General features: G+C 36.9%; 11 protein-coding genes and 1 other annotated feature. Of the genes, 1 reads left to right on the plus strand and 10 read right to left on the minus strand.

What is annotated here, in order from left to right; translation table 11 throughout:
- Positions 1-173: 173 nt before the first annotated feature.
- From VXN63_RS03485 to VXN63_RS03525, 9 genes are all read right to left on the minus strand, one after another.
- Positions 174-1,184, minus strand: coding sequence for a rod shape-determining protein (locus VXN63_RS03485; protein WP_327756554.1), 1,011 nt, complete (start codon positions 1,182-1,184; stop codon positions 174-176).
- Between the two features lie 309 nt (positions 1,185-1,493).
- Positions 1,494-1,694: a cold-shock protein gene (locus VXN63_RS03490; protein ID WP_034302391.1), complete on the minus strand. Its 201-nt coding sequence runs from the start codon at positions 1,692-1,694 to the stop codon at positions 1,494-1,496.
- 264 nt (positions 1,695-1,958) lie between these two features.
- Positions 1,959-2,648 carry a RadC family protein gene (radC, locus tag VXN63_RS03495; protein ID WP_327756556.1) on the minus strand — a complete coding sequence of 230 codons (690 nt, stop codon included), beginning with the start codon at positions 2,646-2,648 and terminating at the stop codon, positions 1,959-1,961.
- A gap of 83 nt (positions 2,649-2,731) precedes the next feature.
- Complete coding sequence (locus VXN63_RS03500; protein ID WP_327756557.1) at positions 2,732-3,394, minus strand: HAD family hydrolase; 663 nt, start codon at positions 3,392-3,394, stop codon at positions 2,732-2,734.
- Complete coding sequence (locus VXN63_RS03505) at positions 3,394-6,048, minus strand: valine--tRNA ligase (protein ID WP_327756558.1); 2,655 nt, start codon at positions 6,046-6,048, stop codon at positions 3,394-3,396. Before VXN63_RS03505 ends, VXN63_RS03500 begins: the two co-directional genes overlap by 1 nt.
- Before the next feature lie 63 nt (positions 6,049-6,111).
- Positions 6,112-6,349, minus strand: a binding site (T-box leader).
- Positions 6,350-6,417: 68 nt separating this feature from the next.
- Entirely contained in the window at positions 6,418-6,921 is a 504-nt protein-coding gene (gene tpx / locus VXN63_RS03510) for a thiol peroxidase (RefSeq protein ID WP_327756559.1), read from the minus strand.
- 69 nt (positions 6,922-6,990) lie between these two features.
- Positions 6,991-8,205 (minus strand): tRNA uracil 4-sulfurtransferase ThiI, encoded by a 1,215-nt coding sequence (thiI, locus tag VXN63_RS03515; RefSeq protein WP_327756560.1) that lies wholly within the window; start codon positions 8,203-8,205, stop codon positions 6,991-6,993.
- A 20-nt stretch (positions 8,206-8,225) separates the two neighbouring features.
- Positions 8,226-9,365, minus strand: a complete 1,140-nt coding sequence (locus tag VXN63_RS03520) for a cysteine desulfurase family protein (RefSeq protein WP_327756561.1) — start codon at positions 9,363-9,365, stop codon at positions 8,226-8,228.
- Between the two features lie 137 nt (positions 9,366-9,502).
- On the minus strand, positions 9,503-11,218 hold the full coding sequence (locus VXN63_RS03525; protein ID WP_327756562.1) for a septation ring formation regulator EzrA: 1,716 nt from the start codon (positions 11,216-11,218) through the stop codon (positions 9,503-9,505).
- A gap of 215 nt (positions 11,219-11,433) precedes the next feature.
- On the opposite strand from VXN63_RS03525, the gene VXN63_RS03530 reads away from it, so the two are divergent.
- Entirely contained in the window at positions 11,434-11,871 is a 438-nt protein-coding gene (locus VXN63_RS03530; RefSeq protein WP_327756635.1) for a GAF domain-containing protein, read from the plus strand.
- 61 nt (positions 11,872-11,932) lie between these two features.
- Here the strand turns inward: VXN63_RS03530 and VXN63_RS03535 are convergent, their stop codons facing one another.
- Positions 11,933-12,370 carry a hypothetical protein gene (locus VXN63_RS03535; protein WP_327756563.1) on the minus strand — a complete coding sequence of 146 codons (438 nt, stop codon included), beginning with the start codon at positions 12,368-12,370 and terminating at the stop codon, positions 11,933-11,935.
- Between the last annotated feature and the right edge of the window lie 65 nt (positions 12,371-12,435).

The raw sequence follows: 12,435 nt of genomic DNA on the forward strand, positions 1-12,435 counted from the left end.
CACCTCAAATACTATAGCTTTGGTCATTTTACCATAATTCCAAGCATATTCGTAGTTTTTATAAAGCCATCTATAAAAAAATCAGATCATCTCTGAGCAGCTTTTCACTTCACTTGAATTCAATAAATAAGCGGGAAGTAGCCCTTCCCGCCTATTTCAGTTATCCAATTTAATTATCTGCTTTGTTTACGGTAAAGGTCTAGATGATTTAAAGCTTCTCCAGTACCAATTGCTACACAGTTCAATGGATCATTCGCAACAAATACAGGTACTTCAGTTTGCTCTGCAATCACTTCACTTAGGTGTTTCAGCATGGCGCCTCCACCTGTCAAGACGATTCCTCTATCGATAACATCTGCTGAGATTTCTGGAGATGTATCTTCAAGCGTTCCTTTTACAGCAATTACAATGCTGTCTACAACTTCTTGGATAGCTTCAGCGATATCAACAGCTGAGATTTCAATCGTTTTCGGTAAACCTGTCAACAAATCTCTACCTCGGATTTCTGTAGAACCTAGTTCTTTTGCTGCTTCAATTGAAGCACAACCAAGTTCCATTTTCACTGATTCAGCCGTTCTTTCTCCAATTAATAAATTATATTTATTACGGATATAGTGGATAATTGAAATATCCATCTGATCTCCAGCCAATTTAATTGTACGACTACTGACGATACCGCCCAGTGAAATCGTCGCAACGTCTGTTGTACCGCCTCCGATATCTACTACCATGCTTCCGGTAGGATCGTTAACTGGTAAACCTGCTCCAATTGCAGCAGCAAATGGCTCTTCAATTAAGAACGCTTCGCTTGCGCCCGCCATTTTAGTTGCATCAATAATGGCTCTTTTTTCTACTTCAGTTCCTCCACCAGGTACACATACAATGACACTTGGCTTGGAATTTTTTTTGCCTGTTCCTTTAGAAATAAAGTATTCCATCATCGCGATCGTTGTATCGTAATCTGCGATAACGCCGTCTTTCATTGGACGGATGGCTACAATACTTCCAGGAGTACGGCCAATCATTTTTTGAGCGTCTAGGCCTACTGAGACGACTTCTCCTGTTGTATTATCTTTAGCAACAACGGAAGGTTCTCCTATAGCGATACCTTTTCCTTCTACATAAACATTTGTATTCGCTGTGCCTAAATCAATCCCGATTCCTTTTTTGTTAAACCAACGCACGTGTTCGTTCCCCTCTCAAAATAAAACATTACGATCTTTGTTAGATATTTATTCGTTTAATTGCAAAGATTCATTGCTTCATTGTACCTTTTTATAAAGAATTTTTCACTACTAGATTGTGACTTTAATTCTTTTTTTATATTTGACACCAATTTGATAGAAGAAACTCAAATTGTTGCTTAATTCTAACATAGGACATGAAAAATACCTATAGATTCTATGTAACCCTTGAAGATAAAATCTTTTCTGGGTAATTAAAAAACCGAGAGAGCGTTAGACGCTCTCTCGGTTGAAAATTTTTAAGTTTAATTAAGCTTTTTCTACGTTAGCAGCTTGAGGTCCGCGTGCGCCTTCTTCGATGTCGAAAGTTACAGCTTGTCCTTCTTCTAATGATTTGAATCCTTCTTCGTTGATAGCTGAGAAGTGTACGAATACATCATCTGCACCTTCACGTTCGATGAAGCCAAAACCTTTTTCTGCGTTAAACCATTTTACTGTACCATTTTCCATATTACTTTTTCCTCCTCGTGCCGTAAGCACATTATATTTCACATTATTGCTATGGTAACGAATCGGAATGTTATTACACATATCTTTTTTCTTTCCCTAACAAAATGCTAAGTAAACTATACCATGCTTTTTTTAATAACGCAAGCAATTACTTCAATTAAATAAAATTTACTTGAAATTAATTTTGAAATTTATAAACTTTTTACTAACGCTTTCTCAAAAAAAGAGAGTTCTATTTTACCAATTTCATGTACGGTTATATAATTAGATCAGTCCGCACTCTTTTAAACTGATATAAGAATTTTCCCCAACAATAATATGATCCAGTAAATCAATCCCTATCATCTCGCCTGCTTTAATCATTCTTTCAGTAAAAGAAATATCAGCTTCTGAAGGATCTGGATTACCAGAAGGATGATTATGAGCTATGATAATTCTCGCTGCAGCGTATTTCACTGCACCTCTAAAAATTTCCCTCGGATGCGCAACAGAACTATTCAAACTACCTTTAAATACCGTTTCTTTTTTTATGATTTCGTTTTTTGTATTCAGATAGATTGCCATAACATGTTCTTGGTGCAATCCTCCTAATTCTTCTTGAAGCAGATTGCCTATATATGAACTTGAAGTCACCGTACCTTCTTTAATCTGAGAAGCTCTTGCGACCCGCCCACCTAATTCAATTGCCGCAACCAGCTCTATCGCCTTGGCTTTTCCGATCCCCTGGATTCTCATTAGTTCTTCCACGCTAACATGACGAAGAGAAAACAAATCATCAAACTCAGATAAAACATTCATACTGAGCTGTAGTACGTTCAAATTTCTAGTCCCAGTTCTTAAGAGTATAGCAAGCAACTCATGGTTTGCGAGTGCCTTCGCACCATATTCATTTAGTCGTTCTCTTGGTCTGGATTGTTCCGGTACATCTATAAATTTTTGCGTTAAGACGGTCATAAAAGTCCTCCTCTATATAAAAAAGAGAGAGGCAAACGATCACCTCTCTCTTCTATATACTTACGGAAAAATAGATTATTGATTTATTTAGCCTTGTTTTTTACATAGTCGATCACTTTAGTTAAATCTTCAATAATATGCGTAGCTTTATCTTTGGCTTCCTCATTTGGAGTGAGCAAATCCGGTACCATCAGTACTGGGATATTTGCAGCATGTGCTGCTCTTACGCCATTCAATGAGTCTTCCAAAACAACAGCTTCTTCTTTTTTAGCTGTTGTCAGACTAATTGCTTTCAAAAAGATTGCAGGATCTGGCTTAGAATTCTCAACTTCGTTTCCACCTACAACTCCGATGAAATAATCGGCAATTCCGGCATTTTTAATCAAAGTTTCTACCATACTCCGTTCAGTAGAAGAAGCAACAACCATCTCAATCTGCTGATCTTTCAGAAATCCAAGTAATTTGAGCAATCCTTTTTTCTTAGGAATCGTCGTCTTTAAAAGGGTCTCATGAATATCAATTTGACTTTTTTGAATAAATTCTTCAACTAAAGATTCATTCTTATATTCATCATGTAAGGCTGCAAAAAAATCTTTATCACTGGCACCAACATATTTTTCGTAAAATTCATATGTGAATGGCAGACCGATTTGATCTGCAATGGATTGATTGGACTGATAATAAATTTTTTCTGTATCGAAGATCAGTCCATCCATATCAAATATGACGGTTTTTACTTTACTCATTACTCTGCTCCTTTTAAAGCTTTGAGTTTTTCAAGCTGGTCTGCAACAGAAGCTTGTCTTTCTCTGTATTCACTTTCTTTTGCTCTTTCTTCTTCAACAATTTTCTCAGGTGCATTGGCAACAAACTTCTGGTTTGATAACTTACCTTCCACCCGTTTGATCTCTTGTGCCCATTTATCCAGTTCTTTGCTTAAACGCTCAATTTCTTCATCAACATCTACTAATCCAGCAAGAGGTAAAAAGATATCCGCTCCTGAAATCACTGCCGTCTTAACCTCATCAGGTACTGATACGGTTGTATCGATCGTTAAAGTTTCTGGATTACAGAATCTCTCAATGAAACTCTTATTATCTGTAAGGAATTGTTTTTCTTTATCTGATTTCGCACGAACTAGAATATCGATCTTTTTAGATAATGGACGGTTCACTTCAGCTCGAATCGTTCTTATAGAACGAATTAGTTCAATTAGCATGTTCATATTGCTAACAGCTTCTTCGTCTTCAAAGTCACCATTCACTTGAGGATACTCCGCAACAACGAGAGACTCTCCAGAGTGTGGCATATTCTCCCAAATCTCTTCTGTAACGAATGGCATAACTGGATGCAATAACTTAAGTGTTTGATCTAGAACATGCACCAAAATGCTTCGTGTAGAGTTTTTCTCTTCATGTGAACCATTGAAGAGAATTTCTTTACTCATTTCAATATACCAGTCACAATAGTCATCCCAGATGAATTTGTAAAGTGCTCTTCCGCCTTCTCCAAATTCAAACTTCTCAAAGAGATCGGTTACTTGTGCAATGGTTTCATTCAATCTAGCTAAGATCCATTTATCAGCGATTGATTGTTTACCACTTAAGTTCATGTCTTTTAAGTCAAAGTCTTCTAGATTCATGATGACATATCGACTGGCATTCCAAATTTTGTTGATGAAATTCCAAGCGGCATCCATTTTTTCATAACTAAAGCGGACATCTTGACCGGGTGCTGAACCGTTCGACAGGAACCAGCGTAAAGCATCTGCACCGTACTTGTCGATTACTTCCATAGGATCAATCCCGTTGCCTAAAGACTTACTCATTTTTCTTCCTTGCTCGTCTCGAATCAATCCGTGAATTAATACATTTTTAAATGGACGTTCTTCCGTGAATTCCAAACTTTGAAAAATCATACGACTTACCCAAAAGAATATGATGTCATATCCTGTTACTAGCGTACTTGTTGGGAAGTATCTCTTGAAATCTTCAGAGTCTTCATTCGGCCAGCCCATTGTTGAAAATGGCCATAGCGCTGAACTAAACCAAGTATCTAAAACATCATTATCTTGCGTCCAGTTTTGAATATCTTTAGGTTCTGTTTCTCCAACATACATTTCTCCAGTTTCGTTATGATACCAAGCTGGAATACGATGGCCCCACCATAATTGTCTTGAAATAACCCAATCATGTACATTTCCCATCCAGTTATTAAATGTTTTCTCAAATCGTTCAGGAACGAAATGAACTTTATTTTCAGTTCCCTGATTATCTATTGCCTGCTTTGAAAGTGAATCCATTTTTACGAACCACTGAGTAGATAGTCTTGGTTCAACTACGACTCCTGTTCTTTCAGAGTGTCCTACACTATGAACCATTTCTTCTACTTTAATCAAATATCCTTGTTCTTTTAGATCTTTAATAATGGCTTTACGCGCTTCAAAACGATCCATTCCTGCGTATTCTCCAGCCAGATCATTCATTGAACCATCATTATCCATCACATTGATTCTCTCTAGATTATGACGATTACCCACTTCAAAGTCATTTGGATCATGAGCTGGTGTAATTTTAACCACACCTGTTCCAAAATCCATTTCAACGTAATCGTCTGCAATGATTGGAAGCTCTCTACCTACTAAAGGTAATTTAAGTGTTTTACCGATTAGATCTTTATAGCGATCATCTTCTGGGTGTACAGCAACAGCCGTATCACCAAGCATCGTTTCTGGTCTTGTTGTTGCAATCTCAACTTCTCCAGAGCCGTCTGTTAAAGGATACTTCATGTGATAGAACGCACCATTAACATCTTTATGGTCAACTTCAATATCAGACAAAGCCGTTTGAGCTTTAGGATCCCAGTTGATAATGTATTCTCCACGGTAGATCAATCCTTTGTTGTAGAGATCAACAAAGACCTTTTTAACAGCATCATTTAATCCTTCATCAAGCGTGAATCGCTCACGACTATAATCAACGGAAATACCGACTTTAGCCCATTGCGCTCTGATGTTTGATGCATACTCTTCTTTCCAGTCCCATACCTTTTCTAAGAATTTTTCTCTTCCTAGATCATAACGAGAGATTCCGTCTTGTGCTAATTTTTCTTCTACTTTAGCTTGGGTAGCAATCCCCGCATGATCCATTCCTGGAAGCCATAAAGTGTCGTATCCTTGCATTCTTTTTTGACGAATAATAATATCTTGTAGTGTTGTATCCCAAGCATGACCTAAATGTAACTTCCCAGTTACGTTCGGAGGTGGAATCACGATTGAATAAGGCTCTGCTTTTTCATCTCCACTTGGCTTAAATAAATCTTTTTCGATCCATTGTTCGTATCTGCCGGCTTCTACTTGAGTAGGCTGATACTTTTTTGACATGCTAATTTCTTCTGTCATATACTCATCTCCTATTTTCAACATCAAATTAAACACAAAATAAAAAGAGCATTCGTCCTATAACAATAGGACGAATGCTCTTGATTCGCGGTACCACCTAAATTGATTAAAGAACACGACCGTGCCTTTAAACCTCTTCATATACGGATGTAATGATCCGTTACTTCAAACAAAGTTACTCAAATTTCACTCTGTTAGCTCTCAAGCTACTTCTCTATTGGTTCTGTTAGGGATTTACAGCAGACACCCATTCTCTTAAACAGAATACACGACAGATACTTCTCTTGATCATTGCTCTATATTCAATTAGTTGATCTTTTATGATTTATTGATATTCTATCAAACTACTCTTTGAAAATAAAGCTTTATTTAAGATATCTCTGCTTCTTCATGTTTGGCAGCCGCAACCGCTGCTTCATAGTTTGGATCTTCCGACATTTCTTTAACGACTTCATTATAGACAACTTGACCTTGTCTATTTAGCACAAGAACTGCTCGAGCAGTTTTATCCATTTCTTCTACATAAAGCCCATAATCTTTAGAGAAACTTCTTTCACTATCATGCAACAGATCCATGTCGATTGATTTTGCAGCACACCAGTCTTTTTGCTCTTCAACGGTGTTTGAAGATATAGAAATAATTTTAGTATCTTTCAAAGTACTTGCCATTTCATTAAATTTACCGGTCTGTCTTGAGCACGTACTCGTATTAATATCCGGAAACGTACTGATCAAAACAACATATCCTTTGTAATCTTCAAGGGATACTGATTGGTCATTTAAATCTTTTAAAGTGAACGCTGGAGCTTGCGACCCTTTAGCCGGTATCTCTCCATTAGTAGTAAGTGGTTTACCTTTCATTTTAACATCCATGCTGATAACCTCTTTCTATCTTTTAATAGTTTCATTTTAACGATAAGCAAGCTGTTTGTACAACAAAATCTACAGAAGGTCTTCGAATAATGCTTTCTGATCTGTTTCCTTCGACTGATTCAGACCGATTTCTACAATAGTAATTCCTGCTAAAGCTCTCTCAATCATGCCTTCAACGTCTATTTTAGCTTCGTTTTCCAACACATGAGACAACTTTGGCTTTGTCCGCGGTTTAGGTGGGGAAAATATTGTGCAGCAATCTTCATAAGGCAGAATGGATAGATCAAAAGTATCGATCTCTTCTGCAATTTTGATGATATCATTCTTGTCCATTGAAATCAGCGGTCTAAGAACCGGTGTGTGGGTTACTTCTGAGATTACAGATAGGCTTTCCAAAGTCTGTGAAGCTACTTGTCCAAGCGATTCTCCATTAATAATGGCTAAGCCACTTCGCTGTGCACGTAAGGTGTCTGTCAATCGCAACATCATGCGTCTCGTTATGGTCATAATGTAACCTTGAGGCACATATTTCTTGATTGTTTCCTGTATCTCAGTGAAAGGTACTTCAATAAATGTAATGGGTCCAGTAAATTCAACTAATTTCCCCGTAAGGTCTTTTGCTTTTTGAAGCGCCTGTGGGCTTGTATAGGGCGGACTATGAAAATGGACAGCTTCTAATTCTATTCCTCTTTTCAATGCATAATAGCCTGCTACCGGAGAATCAATTCCTCCAGAGATCATCAACATTCCTTTTCCGCTTGTTCCTCCTGGAAGTCCACCGGCTCCTTGAATAGAGTCAGTAGATAGGAAAATACCATCTAATCTAATTTCAACTCTGATATTGATATCTGGATTTTTCATTTTCACTTTGATTCCAGGTATAGCTTCTGTAATAAACTGACCTATGATTTGATTCGCTTCGTTTGTTTCAAAATCCCAGTCATGATCGGCTCTTCTAGCTGTGATTTTGAATGTTTTACCGTCTTCATACTCTTGATTCAATAAATAGAGTGCCGCACGATTTGCTTGCTCAATCGTTTTATCCACTTTTATAACAGGAGAAATGGTTTGAATACCAAAGACCTTTTTCAAACGATCTACGATTTCTTCGTATGCTTCTCCATTTAATTCGATATGCAATCGATCTCTATTCGCTTTAATCGTGAGCGCTGGAAAGTCATTTAATACATACGCTACATTTTTACCTAGTTGTTTAATAAATAATTTACGATTTTTACCTTTAGTTGATAATTCTCCATATCTTGCCATAACTTCTGTAATCATCTGATCCCTCAATTTCTATTCTAAAAAATCCCATTAAATCCTTTGTAAATCTCATCAAAATGGTCGATGAACTGCGTCATCTCCTCTACTGTATTCCATTCAGATAAACTGACTCTAATAGCTGTTTCAGCTTGTTTTCTAGGAATCCCCATTGCAATCAATGAACTAGATTCACTTTGTTTTTTACTTGAACAAGCACTTGTAGTCGATACATAGATCTCTCTTTTTTCCAGAGCATGCACAAGAACTTCTCCTCTGATACCTTTGATCCCAAAGCACAGAATATGCGGAGCATGCTGCTCAGGAGAAAATACCATAACCTTACTACGTGTGCTTAGATCTTTTTTCAGCATATCCATCATTTCATTCATAACGAGCTGCTTTTCTTCCTTTGACTGTAAGAGTATCTTTAACGCTTTAGCCATGGAAACAATTCCTGGAATATTTTCCGTTCCGCTCCTTGCGTTTGCTTCTTGACCTCCACCGCTCAAAAGAGGCGAAAGTTTTCTACCATTCTTTATATAAACAAATCCTGTTCCTTTTGGTCCATGAAATTTATGTCCAGAAAATACAGCCATATCGATTCGACTAGTCTTCCCTAACTTGATATCCGATTTTCCAATTGCTTGCACTGCATCAACATGAAAGTGAACAGTTGGATACGCTTCGAGTAGTCTACCGATTTCTTCTATCGGTTGAATACTCCCAGTTTCGTTATTTACTGCCATAATGGAAACAAGTACCGTATCTTTATTCAGTGCATTTCTCAAGTCTTCTAACGAAATCATACCGAACTGATCTACTGGAAGATAAGTGACGTCCCAACCTAGAAGTTCCAATTGTTTAAAAGCTTCAAGCACTGCTGGATGCTCACTCTGTGTTGTAATCAAGTGCTTTCCGGATGAAATTTTCTCTATCGCTGTACCCTTGATGACCCAGTTGTCTCCTTCAGTACCACCACTAGTAAAAAAAATTTCTTCTGGAAGAACACCTAGTAGATCTGCTGTTAAACTACGGGACTGTTTAAGTAGACCAGACGCCGTTTCTCCTATTGCATGCAGACTAGACGGATTACCATAATATAGTCGATTCACTGTATTATACGTCTCTAAAACCGTACTCTCTATCATGGTCGTCGCACTATTATCGAAATAAATCATCTTACACCTCTTCAATCTAGTCACTTCTCTATAAACCATTGTTCAAACGAGTTCCATTATAGCAAAAAAACAACGGCCATCAAGTAACAAAAAAGTTGGACTGTGAATAGACGATCACAATCCAACTTTATTTTATGTTATTGGGTAAAACTTTTTTCTTTTAAATAAGTTTTCTCTACTAACTCATAAGCGCCTGGTTCAATTGATTCAAGTTTTTCTCGAACCATTTTCAAAGAAGTCTCATAATCGTAATCTTCTGAGAATAAATTCCGACTATAGCGAATGGTCTCTGCAACTTCACTATGCTCATTTTTGTATCGATACAGCCTTTGACTAACTAATTCACTTAAAATCGCCTGATCAACTAGCTTGTCCGTTTTATCCGCAAGTTTGTCTACATCATCTTCGCACATTTCATGAAGCTTGTAAACTTCATTCATGTCTAAGCGCGGCTTAGCAAGCACTTGGTTTAATTGTTGAACATGATCCGTTGTGTAGAAGAAAAATTCCAGATATTCCTGAGGCAATCCTGGTAAATTTTTACTTTCAACGTATCTCTTCATCTCTCGCATTGCCAATTCCATTTCTTCTAAATCTTCTATAATTTCCAGTTCACTATCACGGTAATCGGATAGATCTGAGCTGATTTCTACCTGTTTTTTATTCAGTTCTTCTAATTCATCAAATAATCCATTCAATTTTTCACTAGCTTCAGAGAAAGCGATTTGTTTATCTGTTAGATCTTGGTTAATTTTCATAAACAATTTTTCTTGTTCCGATATACTTTCATTTACAGCTTCTGCACCTTCCGCTTCATCTCGATACAAATGATAACTTTGAGAAAGGCGATCGATTTCAATCAACAGTTTGCGATTCTGTTCTTTCAAGTAAAGGAGAATTTTTCTGATTTGATTCAGCAGTTCTCTCACTTCCGACTTGGATTCAACCTCAAGCTCTAATTGATCATAAACCGAATCGATTTTCTGATCTAACGCGACTGATTCTTCTTCTGCTTTAGTAATTTCAAGCTTGCTTATATCCTTGTTGATACTTTCTATTTTGACGTGAATCAGAGAAAGTGCTTCTTTTATAGAGTCATCAGGGAAGATGTAATCTTCCTCTTTCAAACTCTGATAGCCACTTTCTAACTCTTGTACTTGTTCTTTTGTTTCTTCCTCTATTTTCTCCAGTATAACCGGAATCTCTACCATATAAATTTCCATCTCACCAATCGTTTCATCCAATTGCTTCAATAATTGATTCGCTTCTTCGTGATCACCTGTCACTGTTAGGTGTGAGAAAGTCGCAAAATCGGATTCCATTATCCCAAGTTTATCTTCAAGTGCATCAACTGCTCTCCCAAACGAAAAACTCTTAGCAAGTAAATCTTTTCGAATACTGTGATACCTTTTTTTGATGGTTTCAATTCTTTTTAAATTATCTTCTTCCCGCTGCATCAATTCATCTAACTGATCATTTAAATTTTTAAGCGCCAAGCGTACTTCTATCAGTTTCTCTTCAGCAGCTTCTTGATCAGTACTAGCTCTTTTAAAGCGATAACGATCTGTTGCCTGCTCCGCTTCAAATAATAAGCTTTCAATAGATGGGAATTGCTTTGTTTCAATAAGATCCCATGTTTTTTTCAGTTCATCTGCTGTATCCTGAGATTGTCCAGTCATACTTTTTTTATCGATCGACTGTATCTTAGTTGTTGGAAATTGTTCCATCAACGCTTTTTTCTTAATATCCAGTTCGTCAATTTCTTTGTAGTGTTTTTTTCTGACTAAATAAGTAGTTATGTACAGGGCAACGATTAAAACGATTAAAATGATCACGACGATTTCTAACGTCATTTGATTTCCCTCCGACTAGGCCTTACAAGCAAAGAACGATGCCTACTTTTCTCTTCTTAACAGTATATCAAATATTAGGGGATTATGTTATACTTACAAGCAAATTCTATAAATTAGGTTTAAAATAAATTGATATTACAAACTAATTGCTTGTATTAGTCAACTATTATAAAAAATGAAAAGGTGATTATTTGGAAACAAAAGCAATCAAACACATGATGAATAAGCAGCTAGATGCTTTACTGACTGGAGAAAATAATCTAATTGCAAACTTAAGTAACGCTTCCGCTCTCTTGTCCGATCAACTAAAAGATATTAACTGGGCAGGATTTTATTTATGGGAAGAAGCCGATCAAGAACTTGTACTCGGACCATTCCAAGGTAAAGTAGCCTGCGTTAGAATTTCAAATGGATCTGGTGTTTGCGGAACAGCTTTCAAAGAACAAAAAACTTACTTGGTGCCTGATGTCCACGCTTTTCCAGGCCATATTGCTTGTGACGCTGCAAGCGAATCTGAAATTGTAATACCATTAACCAAAAATTCTGTTCAAATAGGCGTGCTAGATATTGATGCGCCTATCAAAAATAGATTCACTGAAACAGACAAAGAAGTACTAGAAGAATTTGCTGCAGTATTAGTCGCTCATTTATAATTCATTTATTTAGATAAGCCTGGTTTTAGTCGCTCTTAAGCTGATTAGAACTAGGATTTTTCTATTGTAAAACCATTTCGTACTCTTCACCGTTATCAGCATTTCTCACCAATGAGCCTCCCATTTTCATCAAGATCAATTCGAAGTCTTCAGCGGTGACCGTATAAGCATCTTCCGTTTCCTTTCTTTGAATGGACTCAATTGTTTCAATAAATTTGGCTTGGATATCTTCTGTACTATAGCCTTGAACATTACCATCGTAAATTCCAAGGTCACCATCCAAGAAATAAAAGGAATATTCATTCTCTTGACCAGCAGCGTCTACTAAGCCAACTCTGTTTAAATCATCAGGGATTTCTTTCGATTCTCGCATTTCAGTTACTGAATCTTGTTCTACAATTTCTGTCTGACTTGCCGGTTCTTCTTGAGCAGTTTCTAAATCACATCCAGCGATCGAGAAAATCGTTAAAGCAAATAAAACTTCTCTGAAATATTTCACAAGCCCCCTCCTAAGCTAGTATTCTTCTAGTCTTTTTTCATTCTATCATACGTTAAAAACTTATA

The sequence above is a fragment of the Marinilactibacillus sp. XAAS-LB27 genome, from assembly GCF_036039175.1.
Classification (GTDB): Bacteria; Bacillota; Bacilli; order Lactobacillales; family Carnobacteriaceae_A; genus Marinilactibacillus.

Coding starts and splice junctions, on each gene's coding strand:
- radC (WP_327756556.1), bottom strand. CDS start 2,648: ATGACCGTCTTAACGCAAAAATTTATAGATGTACCGGAACAATCCAGA.
- VXN63_RS03490 (WP_034302391.1), bottom strand. CDS start 1,694: ATGGAAAATGGTACAGTAAAATGGTTTAACGCAGAAAAAGGTTTTGGC.
- VXN63_RS03530 (WP_327756635.1), top strand. CDS start 11,434: ATGATGAATAAGCAGCTAGATGCTTTACTGACTGGAGAAAATAATCTA.
- VXN63_RS03500 (WP_327756557.1), bottom strand. CDS start 3,394: ATGAGTAAAGTAAAAACCGTCATATTTGATATGGATGGACTGATCTTC.
- VXN63_RS03525 (WP_327756562.1), bottom strand. CDS start 11,218: ATGACGTTAGAAATCGTCGTGATCATTTTAATCGTTTTAATCGTTGCC.
- tpx (WP_327756559.1), bottom strand. CDS start 6,921: ATGGATGTTAAAATGAAAGGTAAACCACTTACTACTAATGGAGAGATA.
- VXN63_RS03520 (WP_327756561.1), bottom strand. CDS start 9,365: ATGATTTATTTCGATAATAGTGCGACGACCATGATAGAGAGTACGGTT.
- thiI (WP_327756560.1), bottom strand. CDS start 8,205: ATGATTACAGAAGTTATGGCAAGATATGGAGAATTATCAACTAAAGGT.
- VXN63_RS03505 (WP_327756558.1), bottom strand. CDS start 6,048: ATGACAGAAGAAATTAGCATGTCAAAAAAGTATCAGCCTACTCAAGTA.